This is a genomic window from Rhodococcus sp. ACPA4 (assembly GCF_002300185.1).
GTDB classification, from domain to species: Bacteria; Actinomycetota; Actinomycetes; order Mycobacteriales; family Mycobacteriaceae; genus Rhodococcus_F; species Rhodococcus_F globerula.
Genome location: NZ_NSDY01000001.1, coordinates 3,454,876 through 3,476,899 on the forward strand (window position 1 = coordinate 3,454,876; position 22,024 = coordinate 3,476,899).

Consider the following 22,024-nt stretch of genomic DNA (forward strand, 5'->3'; position numbering starts at 1 on the left):
TGCCGCCGAAAATGCCGCCACACGTAGAGCAGAGAGGATCCGGCTACTGGTTCAGCCGGTTGTCGTCCTGATACTTGTAGTCGGAGTACTGGTCTGGGCCTTCAGCCGCGATCTCAACGCAACGCAGAAAGCCAGTATCAACGTCGACAACATTACGACGCTCACCTGGCAGCACATCTTGCTCACGGCCGCGGTGGTCATCATCGTCGTCGCGGTGGCCGTGCCGCTCGGCACGCTGCTGACCAGACCGAGATTCACCCGTCTGGCGCCGTTCTTCGTGGGAATAGCCAACATCGGCGCAGCTGCACCGGCCATCGGCCTACTGGTCCTGTTCTATCTCGCCACCCGCACCACCGGATTCTGGATCGGTGTATTCCCCATCGCGTTCTATTCACTGCTTCCGGTGCTGCGCAACACGATTCTCGGCTATCAGCAGGTGGACGAGACACTGATCGACGCCGGGCGCGGCCAAGGCATGTCAACGTTCACCATTTTGCGACAGCTCGAATTCCCGATGGCAGTGCCCTATATCCTTGCCGGTCTTCGTACTTCATTGGTTCTTGCCGTAGGAACAGCAACGCTGTGTTTCCTGGTCAGTGCCGGCGGACTGGGGATCATGATCGACACCGGGTACAAACTGCGCGACAACGTGACGCTGGTAGTAGGCGCGGTGCTTGCAGTATCGCTCGCTTTGCTCATCGACTGGTTGGGCGCACTCGCCGAACAGTTCCTCGGGCCAAAGGGATTGCGATGAATCGACGACGCACACGCGGTTGGAAAATTACCGCAGCCGCACTCGGGTTTGCCCTTGTGGCGTCGTGTGGTTTGGAATCCGGCGGCGCACTACCCCTCGCGGTCGGTCCGGGAAGTATCCAGCCAGTTCCGGAACTCGAAGGCGTGAAGATCACCGTCGGTTCCAAAGACTTCACCGAGCAGATCATCCTGGGATACATCATCGAATTCGCGATGTCTGCGGCCGGCGCCGAGGTTCGCGACCTCACCAACATCCAGGGCTCCAACAGCACCCGCGACGCGCAACTCAACGGGCAGATCGATCTTGCCTACGAGTACACGGGCACCGGATGGATCAACTACCTCGGTAACGAGACCCCGCTTCCCAATTCGCAGGCTCAGTTCGAGGCAGTCCGCGATGCGGATCTGGCTGCAAACGACATGGTGTGGACCGATCCGGCGCCGATGAACAATACGTATGCCTTGGCGATGAGCAAGGAGACGGCCGAGAAGACCGGAGTCAAGACCGTCTCCGACTACGCGAAGTTGGTCGAATCCGATCCCGGTGCTGCGGTGACATGCGTCGAGACCGAGTTCAACGTCCGTCAAGACGGATACCCCGGTCTCGCAGAAAAATACGGATTCGACGCTTCGCGTGCCCAGCGCCAGATATTGCAGACCGGCATCATCTACCAGGCGACAGCCGACGGTGATCAGTGCAAGTTCGGCGAGGTGTTCACCACCGACGGACGCATCATCGCCCTCGACCTCGAACTCCTCGAGGACGATCTGTCCTTCTTCCCCAAATACAATCCAGCCCTTGTCATGCGTGCGAGCTTTGCCGAGGATCATCCGCAGGTAGCTGAGGTCATGGCGCCGATTTCGGCTCGTCTCACCGACGAGGTGATGACCGAACTGAATCGCCAAGTGGACGTCGAAGGCAAGGAACCCGCAGAAGTTGCCCGAGATTGGATGGTGTCGGAAGGGTTTGTGACAGCGGACTAGTCACTCATTCTTTCGCCCCACGCAGAAGACTCTTCGGAACGGGAACAGTGTGCCTGCGGCCGTGGAGGGATAGGCCTCGCGGAGCCTTGCGGAGTACTCCTGCTCGAATTCGAGCGAGTCGGCTTCACTGAGCACATCAAGCACCGGACGCAGGCCTGTCCCCCGAACCCAGCCCAGCACAGGGTCTTCGCCAGTCAGTACATGGATGTACGTGGTTTCCCAGGCATCGACGTCGAACCCGTGAGCCTGCAGTCTGGCTGCGTAGTGCGCCGGGTCGTCAACACCCTCAGGGCCACGCAAAACTCCACCCACACGATCACGCCATGTGGACGACTCGGCAAGTTCACGCATCAAAGCGTGCGACGGGGCGTCGAAGTTACCGGGAACCTGCCACGCAATCCACGCTCCGGGCGCCATGGTCTCGGCCCATCCGTCGATCAGCTCACGATGGTTCGGAACCCATTGCAATGCAGCATTACTCACAATGACGTCGTAGCCGGTGGCATCGAACTCATTGATGTCCTGCAGCGTGATGGTGACGTTGCCGGGCAGATCGGTGGGCGCCTGTGCCACCATCTCGGGCGACGAATCAGTCCCCACCACACGAGCATCCGGCCAACGCTCACCGAGTATCCCGGTCAGTGACCCTGATCCGCATCCGAGGTCCGCGACTCGCGCCGGCGCCTGCGCCGCTATCCGCGAAGTCAAGTCGATATAGGGGCGTGAGCGTTCGTCGGCGTATCGACCGTAGATTTCGGGGTTCCACGTAACACTGCGCATGTGCCCATTGTGCCTGTCGTGGCAAATTCGTGGAGGCTGTGACACCTCAGAATGGGGGTGGGTCGTTGCCGTAGTCGATGGTTTCTCGGGGCATGGGCTTGCGGGGTGTGGAAATCGGGAAGGTTTGGCGGCGTTTCCGTTCGGCATGTTGTGCCGCCCGGTGTTGAATCTTGACGCGACGGTGTTTTCGTTCGCTTCGGATTTGGGCCACTTTGTTTTCGAGTCGTGTCCGTCGCCGGGTTCCGCCTTCCGGTGGCGGCGGTTCCTGTTGACCGGCGAGTAGTCCGGCATCTCTGGTGCGGTAGCAATGACCGGTCTGCGAGGTCAGGGTGATGCTCCGATCCGGGTTCGGATTGAGCTGCCACTTCCCGGAGTGCTTGAGGCGGTGATGGTTGCGGCAGAACGCGCTCAGATTCGACGCAACCGTCTTGCCACCCTGGGCGGGGTCGGTGTGGTTGAACGGGTCGTTGTGGTCGAGGTCGCAATTCCAGGCGGGGACATCGCAGTGCGGCCATTGGCAGCTGCCCGAGATGATCCGCAGCCACGTGTCGAGTGCCGCGCCGGGGCGGTACACCAACGCCGATGCCGGCTCAGGTGTCGGTTCAGGTTCAGGTTCAGGTTCAGCATCTGCCGGGACTCGCACTTCCCGAACGTCTGCGTCTTTCGCGATGTTGCGGGCATGCTCTGCGCTGATGACGCCAAAGCCGTCGAGATGTGCAGGTTCGTTCGATCCTGGGCTCAGGGTGGAATCGTGTACTACGACATGTACCAACGGCCGGCGCATGATCACCAAACCACTGCGGTCCTGCGGGCAATCACCGCGCTCGCAGTCGCACACCAACACCGTTGAACCACTCACCAAAGCGCCCAACGCATCCGCGCGCCGCTGCTCATACGTACGGGAATCACGGCGACACACCGACATCGCCAACTCCCGCAACCGGCCGTCAAAGGCGCGGGCCTGCTCCGCCGGGATACTGCCCAAGATGCGGGCCATCCCGTCCTCGGCGGCACTGACCCCCACGAACCGATCCGCCAGGGCCCGGCGGCGTCGTTCCCGCATCCCCTCCGGATCGACGCGGGCGACGATCCGGTCGATCGCCGCCGTCAACCGGCGACCCGTCAACCCCATCCCACCGTCCACCGGTGGAGCCAACACCTGCTCGAGCAACAAGCGTTCGACCTCGTCGATCAACCCGTCGCTGACATTCGCAGTCGCCGACTCGATCAACCCCACCCGGTAGAAATCGAGTTCACCGCGGGCCATAGCCGCACGAGTGCGATGCAACCGCGTCTTCAACGCAAAACCCAAACCGATGAGCTTCCCGGCAGCAGCGCGCCCCATCGTCAGGACCGCGCCGACCTCGGATTCGGCGAGCTCGTGCGCCGACGACGTCCACGTGCCACCCTCGACATGCTCGGCGCTGCGGCGGGTGAAAAACTCCGCCACCACGGCCAGTTTCCGCTCGACCAACATCGCCTCGCACGAATGCAATTCGGCCATCAAATCAACCAGGGCGCAATCAGTTTCGGTACCACTCAGCTGTGCCGAGATACCGAAACTCCCCACCCCCGAATCGAACATCCCCCCACTCTAATCGAAATCTTGTTCGAATAGACCAGGATTTCGAAACCAGTCGGAATAGTCCGAAAAATCGCTCGGTGGAGGCCTGATGCGATGATTTCGGAGTCGTTGATTCACTGCCGCCGGAGGACAGTCATGTTTTTGACCCAGTTCATTCATCGGTCCCTGCGCGAATCGCCGGGACGCCCCATGACTGTGTTCGGCGATCGAACCTTCAGCACCACCGAATCTGCTGATCGCGTGGCGCGACTCGCGAACGGACTGGGCACCGGTACGGGCGATTGCGTCTCACTCCTGTCGCTCAATTCGGATCGATGTCACGAGACGATCTTGGCTGGTTGGTGGTCAGGCGCAACGGTCAGCCCGCTCAACTCACGGTGGACCGCGCCGGAAATCGCCTTTGCCCTCGAGGATTCCGGATCCACGATTCTGATCGTCGACGAGAATTCCGCCCCACTGGTTCCCGAACTCCGCGAACTCTGCCCCACCCTGGACCGCGTCGTGTACGCCGGCTCGGGGGCTGTCCCCACGGGCATGATCGACTACGACCGTCTCATCGCCGAATCGGAACCTGTCCCCGACCTACGGATCGGCGACGACGCCGTTGCGCTTCTGCTCTACACAGGTGGAACGACTGGCCGTTCCAAAGGGGTGATGGTCAGCCACAAAGGCCTGATGACGTCGACGTTCGGAACGCTGGCTGCCGGCAAACCCGCCATCGCCGACGGCGTGAATCTGCTTGCGAATCCACTGTTCCACATCGCCGGCATCGCGAGCTGGATGGCGCAGAACCTCATGGGCGGCACGCAGGTATTCCTGCCGGTGTTCTCGGCCAGGGCCATGCTCGAGGCGATCGACCGACATCGTCCCACCACGGTGGGCGTCGTACCGACAATGCTTCACATGTTGGTTGCCGCAGACGATCTCGATTCCTACGACCGTTCGAGTGTGCAAGTCGTCAGGTACGGCGCCTCCCCCATTTCGCCGGCTCTGCTCGAACGCGCCATGGAGGTGTTTCCGCATAGCGGTTTCACTCAGGGTTACGGGATGACCGAAACAGCGCACATCACCGTCCTGAGCGCTGCAGATCACCTGAAAGGCGGCGAATTGCTTCGCTCTGCCGGTCGCGCACTTCCGCATTGCGAAGTGCAGATCGTCGATCCCGCCGGAAACGAGGCACCAACCGGAACCGTCGGCGAAATAGTTACTCGCGGTGACCATCTGATGCTCGGATACCGGAATCTTCCCGCCGAGACGGCCGAGGCTCTCGCCGGCGGCTGGATGCACACCGGCGACGCTGGATACCTCGACGAACGCGGTTATCTGTTCATCGTCGACCGGATCAAGGACATGATCATCACCGGAGGTGAGAACGTCTATTCCACGGAGGTGGAGAACGCGCTGGCCAGGCATTCTGCTGTCGCTGCGTGTTCTGTTGTGGGAGTGCGCGATCCGAAGTGGGGCGAGCGAGTACATGCCGTGGTGGTTCTGCATCCCGGCGTTCACGTCGAGTTCGAGGAACTTCGCGATCACGTGAAATCGCTTGTCTCCGCGTACAAGGCACCCCGCTCGATGCAGTTCGTCGACGCTCTGCCCCTCTCTGCTGCCGGTAAGGTCCTCAAGCGCGATCTACGCATCGCTGCGGAGGCAGAAGGGGCAATCACCTCCCGATAAAAGATTCGACCATGCGTCGTTCTGATTCTTCATCAGCCAACGGCCAGGCAAGTAGCGTGAGAACTATCCTGACCACCCACTGTGAGGTTTCGTCGCCGGCGCCCAGCCCCGCAAGATGCTTCGCCGACTCACCCAGCAGCGGCGACGACATGAGGTACTCGTCCATTCCCTTGCCCCGGGCAGACGCGAATCCTGCACTGACTGCAGCGTTCGCCCGGATCGCACGCACCGAAGCAAGCACGGCTTCGACTACCCGCCGATCCCCTTCCAATGGTTCGACGGCAGCTGACACCTCGAGCGCTACCGCTTCAACCGCACGGGAGATCACTCCGTCTTGGATCGCCTTCTTCCCGCCGACGTAGCGGTACAGCGTTGCCCGCGAGCACCCCGCGCGCTCAGCCACCTCGTCGACGCTGATTCGTTGGAATCCGCGCTCGAGAATGAGTTCGGCGGCGGCCGCATAGATGCGTTCCACCGCCAACTCATGACGATTACCGCCGGCCAGCCAGTCTGCGCCTTTCGGTTCAATATGTCTCACCATGAGACAAAGATAGCCAAAGATTCTCATCTTCGGACCCATTCCACTGCTGTGACCAGCATCGAATGCGAGAACGACGAATCGGGTGAGAATTTATGAAACTCCCTGGTCAACTCCTATTTTTCGGTGTTGACAATGCCTGTGCGAGCGGAGAATTCTTAGGCCGATGACCGCCTCGACCGACATCAACCCATTTGCCATCACAAACATCGAAAATCCGTACCCGCTGTATGCGTCACTACGACAAAAGTGCCCGGCGTACCGGGTTCCCGGTACCAACTTCTACCTCGTCTCGAGTTGGAAACTTGTCACCGAGGCACTCACCCGGACCGAAGACTTCTCGTCCCATCTCACCGGTGTTCTGGTCCACCCGGCAGAAGGTCCACCGGTCACGTTCGACATGGACGGCAATGGGCAAGCGATTCACGTCCTTGCCACCGCTGACGATCCCAGCCATCAAAGACATCGCAAACTGGTTCTACCCACACTGGTCGCCAAACGAATCCGCACCATGGAACCTGCCATCGCCGACTACGCAGAACGGTTGTGGAACAACCACTTCGATGGACGGCACATCGAGTGGGTTTCTGCGCTCGCCGATCGACTACCACTGCAGATGGTCGCCCATCTGATCGGACTACCCGAAGCGGATGTGCCGCAACTACTGACGTGGTCTTACGACAGCACTGAGTTGCTCAGCGGGTTGGTGAGCGCTGAACGCCTGCCCGAAGTCGTGAACGCAGCCACCAAACTCGCCGGGTACCTGTACAACAAACTGGAAGCCGCCCAGGCCGCACCAGGCGAGAACCTACTCGGCGATCTGGTGCGCGCCAACACCAACGGCGATATCGATACAACCGTCGCAGTATTGATTCTCGTCCAACTTGTCGGCGCTGGAGGCGAGTCCACCGCAGGTTTGATCGCTAATTCCGCTCGGATACTGGCCGACAATCCTCTACTACAGCAAGAACTTCGAGAGAATCACGAATTAATTCCACCGTTCCTCGAAGAATCCCTACGACTCGAGTCCCCGTTCCGCGGACACCATCGCCATGTCACCCGCGATACGACGCTAGGCGGCGTCCCACTTTCTGCGGGAAGCCATCTCATCCTCTTGTGGGGCTCCGCCAATCGCGATCCGGCCGCCTTCCCGGATCCGGACATCCTGAACATCGGACGGCCAAATCTTCGCTCGCATTTGGCTTTCGGCAAGGGAGCCCACTTCTGCGTCGGCGCCGCTCTTGCTCGACTGGAAGCAAAGATCGCACTCACAATGCTGCTCGAGAAGAGCCAACACGTGAGCCTGACAGACGGTGCGCCTCCCGAATGGGTACCGAGCCTGTTCGTGAGGCGCCATCAGAGTCTGCTCCTGACCGTCACACCGTGAAGATCGTTTCTCCGCCCACAACAGTCCGCAGTACCCGAAGTGCCGCCAGATCGACAGTGTCATCTACAAGCGGATCTCCGTCAAGGACAACAAAATCCGCCAGCAGACCTACTGCGATTCTGCCCTTGTCCACCTCTTCGCCGGTGATGCGTGCGGCGGCATGTGTGTAGCCGGACAACGCATCGCGCGTACTCACACATTGCTGCGCACCGAGAACATGACCTTCGCGTGTCAGCCGATGGACAGCGGTATTCATGGTGAAGAGCGGATTCACCGGAGTGACCGGGCAATCACAATGCAAACCGTAGGGAAGTCCGGCAGCCACCACCGACGCTACCGGGCTGATTCGTTCGCCTCGGCCGGGACCGAGAAAACGATCGCGGTGACGATCACCCCAGTAGTAGACGTGATTGACGAAAATCGATGCAACAACACCTACTTCGACCATTCGCCGAATTTGATCCTCGCGAAGCGTCTGCACGTGCTCGAGCCGGTGCGCAATGTCGATGTCAGGGTACGCGGCCTTGGCGAGGGCAATGGCGTCGAGCGCATGGTCGATAGCCTGATCACCGTTGGTGTGAATCGCTACCTGCCGTCCCGCGCCGTGATGCTCGCTCACCAGAGCATCGAGCGCACCCGACGGGATTGCCATTCCACCACAATGACATCCACCCAAATCGTGATACGGCTCGCTCAGCGCCGCAGTGTGCAGCTGAATGGAACCGTCCGAAATCAGTTTCACGCCGCCAACCGCTACATGGCTGGTCGAATCAGCTAGTTCGCCCAACTGATCGTGCACACCATGACCCAGGTACAGCCGCGCACGTAGGCGCAGTTCGCCCTCGTCGTCAAGCTCGCGGTAGGCGTCGTACATCTCCGAGGTGACGTACATGTCGTGGAAGCTGGTCACGCCTACGGATGCCATCACATCTTGCGCTCGCAGTAGCGCCAGCTTGGAGGCACCCGGGTCCATTGCAGGAGCCAGATTGTGCACCAACGACATTGCCGGAATCTCGCACAGCTCACCGGTAGGTGTGCCGTCGGCATCGCGGACGATGACGCCACCCTCGGGATCGACGGTAGCCTGCGTGATCCCAGCCATTTCGAGTGCAAGCGAGTTGACGTAGATCCCGTGAGCAGACAGGTGACGCACCAAAATCGGATGCTGCGTCGACGCGCGGTCGAGATCTGCCGTCGTCAATCCCCGATCCTCGGCCACAAGACTGTCGTCGAATCCCCACGCCTGGATAGCCTCACCAGGCGGCGTCGTCTCCGCACGCGCGGCCAACGCAGCAACAACCGCGTCGATTGTGGGGCACGCACCCGTCGTGGCCTCGACGTCACCGAGCATCAGTCCCCACATCATCGGATGCAGATGGGTCTCGATGAATCCGGGAACTACCACCGCTCCATCCAGATCCACGATCTCCACGTCAGGTCCGGCCAGCACCGTGATCTCGGCATCGGATCCGACGGCCACAAATCTGCCGTCCTTGCTTGCCATAGCCGTCGGCGCAACTGAGCCCGATCCGTCCATGGTCTTGATGTCGCCGTTGATGTAGATGCGGTCGGCCGTCACGGTCATGCTCGTGTCTCCATTCGTTCACCGACAACGGCTGTCGGCGTTTTCGCTGCAGGCTGCCGCGTCGCGACAACCACTCCGGCAAGAATCAGCGCCGCACCGACAATCTGCACGACGCTGGGGATCTGAGAAAGCAGAAAGGCACCGAACAATAACGCCGACGCCGATTGCAGCACCAAGCTGGCGGCAACGGAACCAGCTGGCAACCGCTGGCTAGCACTTGCCACCAATAGCCACCCCACCACTTGAGATACCAAGGCCAGCAGGATGAGCCACCCTTGAGCAGGTAAAGCTGGTGCAAGATCAAGAGTTCCGGTGACAATTCCGATCAGGCCGGATGTAAGTCCGGTAGCGATCGTGGAAACCAGCACCGGCAATGCAGTCCGGCCCGCAGCTCGCGTCGCCAATCCCATCAGGAAGATATACACGGCATACGCGCCGGCAGCGATCACCGCGAACGTCACACCGACAGCAGGGTTGGCCCCGGTGAGCGTCGTACTCATTCCCGCAACCAACGCAACACCCACCAGGAGAAGTGGCAGGCTCGTCACCAGTTCCTTCGTAATGCGCTGGCGTAGCACTATGTAGCCCAGGACAGCCACAAAGAGCACCTGCAGATTCAAGAGCACCGTCGACAAACCGGCGCCAATCGAGTGAATCGCCTCATGCCACAGAACGAGGTCGACGCCCAGGAACACTCCAGCAAGAACAGCCTTGACTATCCACGGCCTCGTCGAGGTCTTTCCCGGTTGGCGGCGTCGTTGAACCCAGACGAGGATCCCGAGCGGAATCAAGGCGTAGACGCACCGGAAGAACGCGCCGGTCGCGGGCGACACCCCGGACAGGTCGTACAGGATCGACGTGAGGCCGAGAATGCATGCACCAGAGACAACCACTCGCAGATCTCGACGGCGTTGCTCGTCGCCGGTCCGCGCCGAGGCGAGTCCCGAAGATACATCATCACTCATAGTGATAATGTATCACCGACAGTGAGATCTGCCCCACAAGGGAAGATGGAGCCATGAGAACCCCGGTCACCCGCGAACGCGTCATCTCCGCCGCAGCCGAACTTGTGGACAGCAATGGCCCGGACGCACTGGTTCTCAGCCAACTCGCCGACACCCTCGACGTGCGGCAATCAGCTCTCTACAAGCACGTTGACGGCGTCGACGACGTCCAACACCAGCTCAGCCTCCTCGCCCGGAAACTGCTCGCCCAGCACCTCCGCGACGCCGCAGTCGGCCTCTCCCGCGACGACGCCGTCGTGGCACTCGCCGACGCGTGGCGAGAATTTGTTCGCATCCACCCCGGGCTGTACGCAATCACCGACCGCTACCCCACCGCTCCACACGCTGACCTCGTCGCTGCGGTCGGAGAAGTTGTCGACGTCATCAACCGCGTCATTGCCGGATACGGCCTCGGTGAAGACGACTCGGAGCAGGCAGCGTGGTCGTTGCGAAGCGCACTGCACGGCTTCTGCGTGTTGGAGTCCCAAGAAGGCCACCCAGCCGGCACGGATCCCGACCGCGTTTATCGGCGCCTGGTCGAACTTCTCTGCGCCGGAATCAGTCGAATGTAGGTATGCACGAAGGGTCGTCGGATCTAGGCGCGGAAGCCCAACCCGAACGTGACCTGCCCGTCCTCGTCCACCTCGTAGATTTCCACGCCTTCATCCACGTGTGGGGCGTCCGAACCGAACGCGACAGCCACTTTCGAGCTTGCGTTTCTGGTCATATCCAGAACCAGTTCCACGGCCTCAGCCGGCGAGAAATGTTCGTGCACTTCACTGATCACGTGAGCCGGGATGTAGCCGGGTTGCCACACCATCGCGTCAGCCAGCGCCAAAGCCGCCTTGTGGCGATCCGACAACCCGCTGTCCTGGTAGTTGTCGACCTCGTCGAAGAGGGCTTCGTCGGCACCGGCCTCGAGCGCAGAACTCATTCGCAGGGACTTGCACAATCTGCAATTGTGTTGGCGAGCTTGGCGCAGCCGCACAAGTTCGGTGGTGACCGGATCGAGAACCCGCAACCGCGCCACGCTGCGCGAGAATTCTGCACTGTCCACCGACAGTTCTGTTTCGCGCCAGTCCTGCGGTGTCGGCCATTGCATTGTCGACGGCCTGAACAGCAGATCCAATGCATGCAGTAGCCGCGGAAACCAGTCCGCCACATACACCGCAAACACGAATTCCTTGGCCTGCGATCCCAGTTCGTTCAACAACGCGCCGCGCAGACTGCTGTCGACATTCGACACGTCGATGCTGAACTGCTCGGCAAAATCGTGCGCTACCGATTCCTGGGCGAAGTCAGTCGACGGCGGCAACGGCAAGGCACGCAGGGACAAAGCCTCGGCGCAGGTCGAGCGCACCTGCGCGTCGAGCACACCGGTACTGCTGAAGATCATGCGGTACAGCACTTCTGATACTTCCGGCGCGTATCGGGACAGCGCTTCTCCAGCGTCGATGCCAGTTGACTTGCTATACACGTCCATAAATCGACCCCATCCAGACCGCGCACAGTGCCTGCGTCGCCGCAGCCACATCAGCAGCCTTTTGATCACCGATCCAGTAGCGATCACCCATGCGGGCAATGCTTTCCAACAGAACAAGCGCAAGCATTCGACTGTCGGCACCAGTGGGCGCCCGGCCGGAGGATCGCTCCGAGTCGATCACTGCGGCAACGGGTTCGACAAACCCTTCCAACCCGCGGTTCCACAGGTCGTCCACCCCGGGGTCCGATGATCTGGCGTCGCGCATTGCCCGGAACAAATGTGGGTGGCGCATCCAGGTATCACGAACCGCACCGATCATCTGCCCGACTTGCCGCGTGGGATCATCAGTCCCGCCCGAATAGATTGCCGACGCTGCTGCAACCTCTTCGTCCACCGCTTTGCTGAGTTCGCTGACTGCCGCAGCTTTGTTGTCGAAATAGAAGTAGAAGGCCGAACGGGTTACCCCGGCAGCCTTGGAAATATCGCGGACATTCAGTTCATGGAGAGTTGTTGTCTCCAAAAGGTTTTCCAAGGCACGCAGAATCGACTCCCGCCGAAGTTCACCTTTATCCGACCTTCCGGCATCAACACCGTCTCGCACAGCCGATTCCACAATCCACCTTCACGTCGATCATTTTGTGAGCCGAACCACATCGTATGGAAATTTTTGACACGTGTCAATAGTGCCGAGTCCAGCGCATTCAAGGACCGGACAGGCTCAGTCCCACTCACCGGGACCGGCGTTATCGCACCCACGTCAAATCCTGTTGCCTCTCCATCATTCGCAATCACAGACCTGCAATCTTGCAGCGCACCTGGTGATTTCATCCCCCCACCGCCTTTCAAGTGGCGCACAAATCACACCCAGACAAAGGATTCACCATGACGAGTACCGTCCCGTCCGTCACCGAACACCCGAGCGCGCCCTTCCCCTGGCCTCGCCCTCCGATCGACCCGCCGGCCGAGTACCAGTGGTTGCGTGAGAACGCCCCCGTCACGCGAGTCGAGATCTTCGGCGGCGAATATGCCTGGCTCGTAACCCGTTACGACGACGTACGCTCGATCCTGTCCGATCCGCGAGTCAGCGCCGACAGCCGCAATCCCGGATATCCCCGATTCGGCGCACCACCCGAACCCGAAGACCAGCGACTTTTCTTGCGGATGGACGGCGCCGAGCACGAGATCTTCCGCAACCTACTGGCCAAGAACTTCACGCTCACTGCGATGAAGAAGATCCGGCCGGCGCTGCAGGAACTCGTCGACACCACCATCGACGCGATGCTGGCCACTCCCGAAGGCCAGACCGACTTCGTGAAGGCCGTTGCACTCCCCATCCCGAGCACTGTTCTGAGCTGGATCCTGGGCGTGCACGCCGAGGACCGCGCGTTCTTCAACAAGGCCGCCGACGAGGCCCTGATGGCCAATGACCTCACGAACCCCGACGCGATGGGCCGAGCCATTGCAGCCATGAACGATCTACGCGGATATATCCGCAAGATCGCGAACGAACGAGCAGCACTTGATGATCCGGGTGACGACATCATCGGTCAGCTGGTGGCCGCCGAACGGGCAGGCACCATCACGATGATGGACGTCGAGAACTCCGGATTCCTCCTCATCATCGCCGGGCATGACACCACCACCAACATGACCGCCCTTGGCATGTACACCTTGCTGCAGCACCCTGAGCAGTGGGCGCAGATGCAGGAGAACCCGGCGCTGGTTCGCAATGCCGTCGAAGAACTGCTGCGCTACCTGACCGTCGTCCATCTTGTCATCCTCCGATCCTCGACCGAGGACATCGAAATCGGTGGCGTCACCATTCCCGCCGGCGAAGCCATCATCCCGCTCAACCTGTCGGCCAACCGCGACGACGCCCACTTCCCCGGTGCAGACGCACTCGACATCCATCGAAAAGCACGTGACCACTTCGCTTTCGGCTACGGCGTTCATCAGTGCATCGGTCAGGCCCTGGCTCGTCTCGAACTACAGATCATCTTCGAAACCCTGGCCCGCCGGGTGCCGACGCTGAAACTGGCCGCTCCGCCCGAAGAACTGCAGTTCAAAGTGTGGTCCGGGATCAACGGAGTCTTCTCACTTCCCGTCACCTGGTAGCCACCCCTTACGTCAGGAGCATCAATCATGATCAGTTTCACCGGCAAAACCGTTGTCCTCACCGGATGTTCGTCCGGAATCGGAGCCGAGGCCGCCACCAAACTTGCCGCTCTCGGCGCCCGCGTGATCGGTGTCGACCGAGTTGCCTCGACCGACAACTCGATCGCCCAGATGATTGTCGGCGACCTCTCCACCCAGTCGGGCGTCGCTGACATCGCCGCGCAGATCGACGGCCCCGTCGATGTGCTGATCAACAACGCCGGCGTCGCGGCAACACTGCCGTGGCGAACCGTCATGTCGATCAACGCGCTCGCCCCGCGCGATCTCACTCGCCTTCTCCTGCCGAAATTTGCCGTCGACCCGGCGGTAGTCACGACCGCGTCACAGGCAGGTTTTCTGTGGCAGCAGAACTTTGCCCCGCTCAATGCCTTTCTCGCCATCGATAATTGGGACGACGCCCTCGAATCTCTCGCAGACTTCCCCGGTATCGAGGAGGTCTGCTACAACCTCTCCAAGGAAGCCGCCATCATCAATGCGGGCAACCTGGCCGTCGACGGCAAGCACATCGGATTACGTTCCAACTCTGTATCCCCCGGCACAGTCGGCACGCCGCTCCTGAAGGACTTCACGGCCACAATGGGCGACGCTGCCATCTCCGGCGCTGTTACGTGGGCAGGCCGTCATGCCCAGCCAGGCGAGATCGCCGACGCCATCATCTTCCTCGCCTCCTCAGACGCGGCCTGGATCAGCGGAGCAGACATCCCGATCGACGGCGGATTCAGCGCCATGATCTTCCGTTCGTACATCGCGCCGGCCATGGCCGCGATGGCGACCAGCGCCTAGTCAGGAGAACCACTATGAGCACCGACAACGAACTGATCTCGATCAATCCGGCGACTCTCGAAGAAGTGGGGCGCACCGCCGTCACCACGCCGGCCGAGCTCGACGCGAAAGCTGTTGCCGCCCAGTCCGCCTTCCAGTCCTGGCGAACGTCGCGGAGCACCCGGCAGGGTCTACTCGCTGCTTGTTCCTACGAATTGATGCGGCAGTCCCCGGCGATCTCCGCCCTACTCACCGCGGAGCAGGGTAAGTCGCTCACCGATTCGAGCGGCGAAGTCTGGATCTCGGCCCGCTGCCTCGCACACTTCGCCCGCCTCGACTGGGCGGACGAATCGCAAGCTCCGGCATCGCCGATACGCGACGCTCGAATTCAGCACCGCCCGTTGGGCGTCGTTGCGGCTATCGTGCCGTGGAACTTCCCGATCTTCCTCATGATGGCCAAGATTGCGCCCGCACTGGCCGCAGGAAACACAGTCCTGGTCAAACCTGCCGAGTCGGTGTCGCTGGTAGTCGGTGAGGTTGTCCGCATCCTGCAAAGCATTCTTCCCGAGGGCGTACTCGACATCGTCTACGGCGGACCGGATACCGGCAAGGCGTTGATCGAACACGCTGCCGTGCGCAAGGTCTCGTTCACCGGTTCAACGGGGGTTGGCAAGGCGATCATGAAGCAGGCCGCCGAAACGATCACGCCGGTCACCCTCGAGCTTGGTGGCAACGATCCCGCGATCCTCCTCGACAGCGCAGATATCAATTACGCCGCAGGATTTTTGGCGCACTCCGCCTTCTTCAACAGCGGGCAGATGTGCATCGCCCCCAAGCGCGCGTACGTGCCCGCCGACAAGGTCGACGCCTTCTGCGCCACGTTCGAAGCGGTCATGTCGACAATGGTGGTGGGCGACGGGGCCGCAGCCGGCACCACGGTCGGTCCCCTGCACAATTCTGCGCAACTCGAGTACGTGCAGGGCCTGCTCGACAAGGCCAGAGCTGACGGCGCAGACATCACCGGCGGAAATCGAATCACCACTCTGCCCGGGTATTTCATGGAACCCGCTTTGGTGCGCGGTGTGGACGACTCCAGCGACATCGTCAAGTTCGAGCAGTTCGGTTTGGCATTCCCCGTCGTGGCCTACACCAACGTCGACGACGTTGTCTCCCTCCTGAACAGTCAGGAGTTCGGACTCGGTGCATCTGTCTGGGGAGAACAAGCCGCCGCAGTCGAGGTCGCCGAACAGATCGATGCCGGTCAGGTGTGGGTCAATACCCACAATGCCCTCGAAGTCGAACTTCCCTTCGGCGGAGTGAAGAGCAGTGGCTTCGGCCGGGAGGGTGGCGAAGCCGGGGTCCACGATTTCCTGGAAACCCGCGTGGTGAGTGTAAAACTGTAACGCACTGTGCGCCTTTGTCAACCGCCCGCGGTTAACAAAGGCGCACAGCAGGGCTCAGTCGATCTGCAGCGCGACGCCCTTGGTTTCCTTCACGAAGAACACCGTGACAAATGTGATCAGGGCGCAGAACACGAAGTAGCCGGCCGGCGCCAGATTGTTGTCGGTCACGCTGATCAGGTACGTCGCGATGAACGGTGCGGTACCACCGAGAAGCATGTTGGTGACGTTGTTACCCAAGGCGAGGCCGCTGTATCGCACTGACGCCTTGAGCATCTCGACGTACGTCACGTACGACGCACCGTTGACTACGGAGACGCAGATGAACAGAACCGACTGACCGGCCACTGCAGCCCACGTGCCCGAACTCGCCATCAGCATGAACATCGGGACGCCCAGGACCACCGACGCGGCACTACCGGCAAACAGCACCGGACGACGTCCGTACTTGTCGGCCATGTAACCCGCGATGGGGAGTGTGATCACGCCGAGCACCAGGGCGAGCGACGTGGACAGGAATGCAACCTGCTTGGAGTGTCCGCCGGCAGTCTGGAGGTACGTCGCGGCGTACACCGAAGCGATGTAGTAGCCGCCGGTGATGAGCGCTCCGAGAAGGATGATCTTGACGACGCTGCCACCTGAACTGCGCAGCAGTTCCTTGATCGGGAGGGACTCGGTCTCACCCTTTTCCTGGAGCTCCTCGAACTGCGGGGTGTCTTCCATCTGGCTACGGATCCAGATACCGATACCACCGATCAGCAGGCTGAGCAGGAACGGCAGACGCCATGCCCATTCGAGGACCTGTTCTTCGGAGAACACCGACGTGAGGCCGAGTGCGATCAGCGAAGCCGCGAGAGAGCCCAGGTAGGTTCCGGTGTTGACCATCGACGTCTGGGTCGCACGCCACCGCGCCGGAGCGGACTCGGAGACAAATGCGTTGGCACCGCCGAGCTCACCGCCGGCTGCGAAGCCTTGAAGGCAACGAGCCAACACCAGGATCGATGTCGCCCACATGCCCAACGTGGCATAGGTCGGTAGCAGACCCATACCGGCGGTGGCGATAACCATCAGCAAGATGGTCCACGACAGCGCGTTCTTACGGCCGTACCGGTCGCCGATATGACCGAAGAAGATTCCGCCGGGAACACGGAGGAAGAAGGCCACGGCAAACGCCGCGAAAGTACCGAGCAGCGCCGCATTCGGATCGGAGGACACGAAGAACAGCGCGGCGATGGTGGTTGCCATGTATCCGTAGATACCGAAGTCGTAGTACTCGACGACGGTACCGACGATGGCCGCGCGAATCACCTTGACGGTGGACTGGCGTTCGGCTGGAGTGCCACTGTCTTCGACGCCGCCCTCGGCGCGCGCCATGGTCTCATTCTCTGACATGTTGGTCCCTACTGACTGAAGTCGTGCAGCGCAAACGATAGACGTCAGGCGTGCGCAATGGAATTGACCGGTACGCCCGCGGCGTCGGTCTTCGTGAAACTCGCCGCATTGCGTCCCGCAATACGACCCATGGTCAGAGCGTTTGCAACCGCGTTGCCACCGCCCACGTAGCGCAGTCCCAGAATGCCGGCACCGGCCTCGCCGGCGGCGTAAAGTCCCTCGATCGGAACACCGGTTTTTCCGAGAACTGCTGCACTGCTGTTGATTTCCAGACCGGCGTGTGTACACACCAGTTCGGCGGGAAGGATCTTTGCCGCGTAGAACGGTGCGGTGCCGATCCGGTCCGGATTGCCGACCGCACCTTTGTTTCGCAACGTGCGGTGACGCAAGAAGTCGTCGTCGTATCCGTTGGGCAATTGCTCGTTCCAACGATCTACCGTTGCCGTCAATGTCTGCGCCGGAACGCCGATCAGTTCGGCGAGTTCCTCGACCGTGTCGGCTCGAAGTGTGCGACCGGCAGCAGCTTCTTCGGCGACGCGCTCGGGGTTCCAGTCTGCATAACCGGGAGTCTGATTCACTCGGGCGTCCTCGTCGAAGATCATCCAGCCGTAGCCGCCCTGCTGGTCGATGATGCCCGTCGAGACCGCGTACGACGCGTCCTCGTCCATAAAACGCCGACCGTTCTGATTGACGTTGACGCGGGACTTCGGCGGAAACCCGGACTGCCAGTGATGGAACCGCTGGAAGTAGACGGTCGGCATGATGAGGCCCCAGCCGTCACCGGCAACCGACGCGCCGAGATCCTGAGCGAACCGCAGGTGGTCGCCGCGGCTGCCGTCGGCGGCAACGACGAACAACGATTCTTCAGCTTTGTTGGCGTCGGGGAAATAGCGATCGACCAGAGCCGGATCCTGAGCAAAACCACCGGAAGCAACGACGACGGCACCTGCAGGAACCTCGATGTCGTCGGCAACTACGCCGACAACCCGACCGTCTTCCTCGATCAGCTTCTGCACCCGCGTGCCGAAGATAACTTCGATGCCGTGCTTGCGCCGAGCCTTGTCCAGTACCTGAATCAGACCGTATCCCTGGTCTTTCGGAACGTGGCCACGCCAGACATCTTCGACTCCGGCCTGTGCCAGCCCCGGCTGATGGGCGTTACCCGAGATCGCGGCCGGGATCTCGACGCCGAGGCCGATGAGCCACTCGAGCGTCGGTGCGGCGTTCTCGCAGAACGCACGAATCAATCCGGGTGCAAGCACCCACTGGTTGAGATCCATGTAGTGCTGGAAGAACTTCTCCGCGGTGTCGTCGATACCCAGGCCGGACTGCACGCTGGTGCCGGCAGCCGTGAAGATGCCGGCGGAAAGTGCTGTGGAGCCGCCAAGTTCGGTCTCGGATTCGAACAGCAGCACGGAAGCGCCCTCTTCGGCTGCCGATACCGCAGCTGCGAGTCCCGCTCCGCCGCCGCCGATGACAACAACATCCCAGTGATCACTCACGAAAGTTCTCCAGTCTCCGCAATGATGCGGTGGTACAAGCCGTTCGAGACCAGTCCGCCGTCCACAGTGATTTCGGTTCCACTCGTGTAGGTCGACTTGTCGGACAGCAGGAACAGAACGGCCTCGGTGATCTCGTCCAGAGTTGCCATGCGCCCGAAGGGAACCGACTTCAGTGACGCGGCAACAAAATCGCTTGCTCCACCGAGCAAGTCCGTACCGACCAGACCCGGGTGCACCGAGTTGACACGAATTCCCCACTGCGCAAAGTTGCCTGCCGCTGATTTCGACAGCCCGGTCAGGCCCCATTTGCTCGAGGAGTAGGCCGGTGAGAAGTATCCGACCTGACCGGCGATGGACGAGATGTTGACGATGGATCCGCCTCCGCTCTCCTGCATCAACGGAGCCACCGCCTTCATGCCGTAAAACGGCCCGAAGAGGTTGATCTTCATGGTCAGTTCCCAGATGTCATCAGGGGTGTCCATGAATTCGAGCCGCCGAGAGATACCGGCATTATTGATCAGCCCGCCCAGTTCACCGTGCGCAGAGCGGATTTCGTCGACAACTCGCGCCCACGCGGAGGGGTCGGTGACATCGAGCGAATGCGCGGACGCCGAACCTCCACCTGAGATGATCTCCTCGACCAGAGCGGAGGAATCCGCCACATCCGCGATGCACACGTGGGAACCACGAGCCGCCAGCGTGCGCGAGTGGTGTGCTCCCATGCCTCCGGCACCACCCGTAACCAGAACGACACCAGGATAATTCGTGCGATCAGACATGTCGCGAACCGCCGTCGACGGCAATGCTGTGACCGGTGACGTAACGCGCGCTGTCCGAGAGCAGGAACAGCACCGGGCCGAATACCTCTTCCGGGGAACCCAACCGGTGCAGCGGAACAGCGTCGAGAGCCTTGGCCAGTGCGGCCGGATCTTCCTGGACCCATTTGGTCATGGCGGTGTCGATGTACCCGGGCGCTATGGAGTTGACACGAAGTCCCTTGTCGCCGAATTCGACTGCGAGAGATTCGGTGAGGTGCGCGACGGCTGCCTTCGACGTGCAATACGCACCACGGCCCTTACGGACGCGCAGAGCGGACACCGAGGACATGTTCACGATGGCACCACCGGGCTTCATGTGGCGAGCGGCGGCCTGAGCGCCGTACAGGACGCCTTCGACGTTGACGCTCAACGTCGCACCGATCTGCTCGGGTGTGATCTCCTCGGCCAGCGCAAACGGGAAGATACCGGCGTTGTTGATCCAGAAGTCGACCTGTCCGAACTCCGCGAGTGCCAGCTTGGCCAGCGTCTCGTGATCGTCGGGCTTGGTGACGTCGACGCGGGCACCGATCACACGGCCGGGCTTGTCCGCCAAGGAGTTTGCGCTCAGTGCAGCATTGATTGTCTGGGCAGTTTCCAGCATCTGCTCTTCGTTGATGTCTGCACCGACTACGTTGACTCCGCGTGACGCCAGACCTTCCGCGAACGTCGCACCCATTCCCTGGGCAGCGCCGGTCACTACGGCAACCTTGCCTGCCAACTCCGGGTACACCGCCGACATTTGCGTGGCAACGGTGCGGCCCGGGTTCGTCTGATCGGCGTTAACGGTCATGATATTTGGTCTCCTACTGAATTCTGTTGTGCACAAACGTGAAAGACGGTTAGGGATTGCGTGGCGCGTCGTCGCGGGACACGATGCGGCGGGCGATCTTCCACTCGTCACCGACTCGAATCACTCGATCCGTGATCGTTGTCATCCGAACCAATCGCGTGTCCCCACCGCGCTTGGTCGCGACGATCTGCAGATAGCCGCGCACCGTCAACTCGGCTTCGACTGCCGTTTCCACCAACAAGTTGGTGATCACGTGCCGATGAACCTCGTCCGCCGCTTCGGCTCCGGAGTAGAACCGGCCGGCAAAAGCTTCGAGATCCGAAGAACCGACTACCGGTTCCGGATAGCTGGGCGAATGGAACTCACCGTCAGTCGTAAATGTTGCCGCCCAATCCCGTTGATGCCCGGAGTCGATGAGATGACTCTGCAATGCATACAACTGGTGGATTGCGGCAACGTCGCCGGCCGCCACTCCGCGGTAGTCAGTCATGAGGATGTTCTCTCCGGAAAACACTGCGCTGGACTCCCCTGAAGGGTTGCCCACCTGTCGAATGTGTGCGATAATCGCACAGGCCGTGCGATATGAACAAAGCGTAGGTGGCCCACCTCACAAACGTCAAGGAGCGAACTCGATGCGCGAACTCAGTGATGACCATCGACCCCGAATAAGTCCAGTTCAAGTGGACTCCGGCATGTCGAAAACTCTCCATCACGGACTCGAGATTCTGGAGCTCCTCACCTCCTATCCGCACGGGTTGTCGGTCACAGACATCGCCGACGGCATCGGAGTTCACCGCACGGTCGCGCACCGACTCATCCGGACTCTCGAGGCACATCACTTGTGCCGCAAGGACACTTTCAAACGCGTCACACTCGGCGCAGGACTGGTCACCCTCGCCGAACCGGTGGAGCAGGATTTACGAACCCTCGCCCGCCCGATCCTCGAAGAACTTGCCGACGCCACCGAAGCGACGGCCCACCTCGTGGTCCGCGAGAGCGAGACCGAAGTTCGCGCACTGATGGTCGTCGAGCCACGCAGCGCCCGAATGCACGTCGCCTTCCGTCCCGGCCAGGTCGATCCGATCGACCGCGGCTCCGCCGGCCTGTCCATGCTGGCCTCACTCCCACCCGTCGACGGTGAACGAGACGAAGTGCGTATTGCCCGTGCGCGCGGTTACGCGTCGACGATCGGCGAGATCACCCCTTCCGTCCACGGCATATCGGCGGCAGTTCCCGGACGCCGCGGCGACGCCATCACCAGTATCGGAATCTCCGCTTTCCACGCCGATGACCAAGACGCACTCGGCGCGGAGGTTATCGCCGCCGCACAAAAACTGGGAAGCTTGTTGCGCTGATCGCCGCAATGTCGAGCCTCGGGAATATCGCAGGCTCGACATTGTTGAGTCAGCATG

Annotated in this window: 21 protein-coding genes; 9 read left to right on the forward strand and 12 right to left on the reverse strand. The window is 61.1% G+C overall.

Annotated features, from left to right (window positions below; translation table 11 throughout):
* Positions 1–37: 37 nt before the first annotated feature.
* Together CJ178_RS15610 and CJ178_RS15615 are read left to right on the forward strand one after the other, a co-directional pair.
* Positions 38–754 (forward strand): ABC transporter permease, encoded by a 717-nt coding sequence (locus CJ178_RS15610; RefSeq protein WP_372472413.1) that lies wholly within the window; start codon positions 38–40, stop codon positions 752–754.
* Positions 751–1,737 (forward strand): glycine betaine ABC transporter substrate-binding protein, encoded by a 987-nt coding sequence (locus tag CJ178_RS15615; protein WP_095887084.1) that lies wholly within the window; start codon positions 751–753, stop codon positions 1,735–1,737. Before CJ178_RS15610 ends, CJ178_RS15615 begins: the two co-directional genes overlap by 4 nt.
* Here CJ178_RS15615 and CJ178_RS15620 read toward each other — a convergent pair whose 3' ends face one another.
* Positions 1,738–2,517, reverse strand: coding sequence for a trans-aconitate 2-methyltransferase (locus CJ178_RS15620; RefSeq protein ID WP_095887085.1), 780 nt, complete (start codon positions 2,515–2,517; stop codon positions 1,738–1,740).
* Between the two features lie 46 nt (positions 2,518–2,563).
* On the reverse strand, positions 2,564–4,102 hold the full coding sequence (locus tag CJ178_RS15625; RefSeq protein WP_095887086.1) for an HNH endonuclease signature motif containing protein: 1,539 nt from the start codon (positions 4,100–4,102) through the stop codon (positions 2,564–2,566).
* Between the two features lie 135 nt (positions 4,103–4,237).
* On the opposite strand from CJ178_RS15625, the gene CJ178_RS15630 reads away from it, so the two are divergent.
* Entirely contained in the window at positions 4,238–5,776 is a 1,539-nt protein-coding gene (locus CJ178_RS15630) for an AMP-binding protein (protein ID WP_045064851.1), read from the forward strand.
* Here CJ178_RS15630 and CJ178_RS15635 read toward each other — a convergent pair.
* Positions 5,763–6,317, reverse strand: a complete 555-nt coding sequence (locus CJ178_RS15635) for a TetR/AcrR family transcriptional regulator (RefSeq protein WP_095888001.1) — start codon at positions 6,315–6,317, stop codon at positions 5,763–5,765. The two genes, CJ178_RS15630 and CJ178_RS15635, sit on opposite strands and share 14 nt — an antisense overlap.
* A gap of 163 nt (positions 6,318–6,480) precedes the next feature.
* On the opposite strand from CJ178_RS15635, the gene CJ178_RS15640 reads away from it, so the two are divergent.
* A complete protein-coding gene (locus CJ178_RS15640) occupies positions 6,481–7,701 on the forward strand; it encodes a cytochrome P450 (RefSeq protein WP_095887087.1) in 1,221 nt (406 codons plus the stop codon).
* Here the strand turns inward: CJ178_RS15640 and CJ178_RS15645 are convergent.
* Both CJ178_RS15645 and CJ178_RS15650 read right to left on the reverse strand, forming a co-directional pair.
* Positions 7,691–9,286, reverse strand: coding sequence for an amidohydrolase (locus CJ178_RS15645; protein WP_095887088.1), 1,596 nt, complete (start codon positions 9,284–9,286; stop codon positions 7,691–7,693). The genes CJ178_RS15640 and CJ178_RS15645 overlap by 11 nt on opposite strands.
* A complete protein-coding gene (locus CJ178_RS15650; protein ID WP_095887089.1) occupies positions 9,283–10,251 on the reverse strand; it encodes a DMT family transporter in 969 nt (322 codons plus the stop codon). The genes CJ178_RS15645 and CJ178_RS15650 overlap by 4 nt, the downstream gene beginning before the upstream one ends.
* A gap of 53 nt (positions 10,252–10,304) precedes the next feature.
* On the opposite strand from CJ178_RS15650, the gene CJ178_RS15655 reads away from it, so the two are divergent.
* Positions 10,305–10,862 (forward strand): TetR/AcrR family transcriptional regulator, encoded by a 558-nt coding sequence (locus tag CJ178_RS15655; protein WP_095887090.1) that lies wholly within the window; start codon positions 10,305–10,307, stop codon positions 10,860–10,862.
* Between the two features lie 23 nt (positions 10,863–10,885).
* Here CJ178_RS15655 and CJ178_RS15660 read toward each other — a convergent pair whose 3' ends face one another.
* Positions 10,886–11,773 carry a carboxymuconolactone decarboxylase family protein gene (locus CJ178_RS15660; protein ID WP_095887091.1) on the reverse strand — a complete coding sequence of 296 codons (888 nt, stop codon included), beginning with the start codon at positions 11,771–11,773 and terminating at the stop codon, positions 10,886–10,888.
* Positions 11,760–12,386: a TetR/AcrR family transcriptional regulator gene (locus tag CJ178_RS15665; RefSeq protein WP_257013202.1), complete on the reverse strand. Its 627-nt coding sequence runs from the start codon at positions 12,384–12,386 to the stop codon at positions 11,760–11,762. Before CJ178_RS15665 ends, CJ178_RS15660 begins: the two co-directional genes overlap by 14 nt.
* A 269-nt stretch (positions 12,387–12,655) precedes the next feature.
* Here CJ178_RS15665 and CJ178_RS15670 point away from each other — a divergent pair, with 269 nt between their 5' ends.
* From CJ178_RS15670 to CJ178_RS15680, 3 genes are read left to right on the forward strand one after another with little or no spacing between them, the layout of a single operon-like run.
* Positions 12,656–13,888 carry a cytochrome P450 gene (locus CJ178_RS15670; RefSeq protein WP_045064860.1) on the forward strand — a complete coding sequence of 411 codons (1,233 nt, stop codon included), beginning with the start codon at positions 12,656–12,658 and terminating at the stop codon, positions 13,886–13,888.
* A gap of 27 nt (positions 13,889–13,915) precedes the next feature.
* Entirely contained in the window at positions 13,916–14,731 is an 816-nt protein-coding gene (locus CJ178_RS15675; RefSeq protein WP_095887093.1) for an SDR family oxidoreductase, read from the forward strand.
* A 14-nt stretch (positions 14,732–14,745) separates the two neighbouring features.
* A complete protein-coding gene (locus tag CJ178_RS15680; RefSeq protein ID WP_092803732.1) occupies positions 14,746–16,113 on the forward strand; it encodes an aldehyde dehydrogenase family protein in 1,368 nt (455 codons plus the stop codon).
* 54 nt (positions 16,114–16,167) lie between these two features.
* Here CJ178_RS15680 and CJ178_RS15685 read toward each other — a convergent pair whose 3' ends face one another.
* From CJ178_RS15685 to CJ178_RS15705, 5 genes are read right to left on the reverse strand one after another with little or no spacing between them, the layout of a single operon-like run.
* Complete coding sequence (locus tag CJ178_RS15685; RefSeq protein ID WP_033236672.1) at positions 16,168–17,502, reverse strand: MFS transporter; 1,335 nt, start codon at positions 17,500–17,502, stop codon at positions 16,168–16,170.
* Between the two features lie 44 nt (positions 17,503–17,546).
* Positions 17,547–19,004: an FAD-dependent oxidoreductase gene (locus CJ178_RS15690; protein WP_095887094.1), complete on the reverse strand. Its 1,458-nt coding sequence runs from the start codon at positions 19,002–19,004 to the stop codon at positions 17,547–17,549.
* Positions 19,001–19,783 (reverse strand): SDR family NAD(P)-dependent oxidoreductase, encoded by a 783-nt coding sequence (locus tag CJ178_RS15695; RefSeq protein ID WP_033236670.1) that lies wholly within the window; start codon positions 19,781–19,783, stop codon positions 19,001–19,003. Before CJ178_RS15695 ends, CJ178_RS15690 begins: the two co-directional genes overlap by 4 nt.
* Complete coding sequence (locus tag CJ178_RS15700) at positions 19,776–20,612, reverse strand: SDR family NAD(P)-dependent oxidoreductase (RefSeq protein ID WP_033236669.1); 837 nt, start codon at positions 20,610–20,612, stop codon at positions 19,776–19,778. The genes CJ178_RS15695 and CJ178_RS15700 overlap by 8 nt, the downstream gene beginning before the upstream one ends.
* A 49-nt stretch (positions 20,613–20,661) precedes the next feature.
* Positions 20,662–21,102 carry a nuclear transport factor 2 family protein gene (locus tag CJ178_RS15705; protein ID WP_095888002.1) on the reverse strand — a complete coding sequence of 147 codons (441 nt, stop codon included), beginning with the start codon at positions 21,100–21,102 and terminating at the stop codon, positions 20,662–20,664.
* Between the two features lie 142 nt (positions 21,103–21,244).
* Between CJ178_RS15705 and CJ178_RS15710 the strand changes: the two genes are divergently transcribed.
* Positions 21,245–21,967, forward strand: a complete 723-nt coding sequence (locus tag CJ178_RS15710; protein WP_045064872.1) for an IclR family transcriptional regulator — start codon at positions 21,245–21,247, stop codon at positions 21,965–21,967.
* Positions 21,968–22,024: the final 57 nt, after the last annotated feature.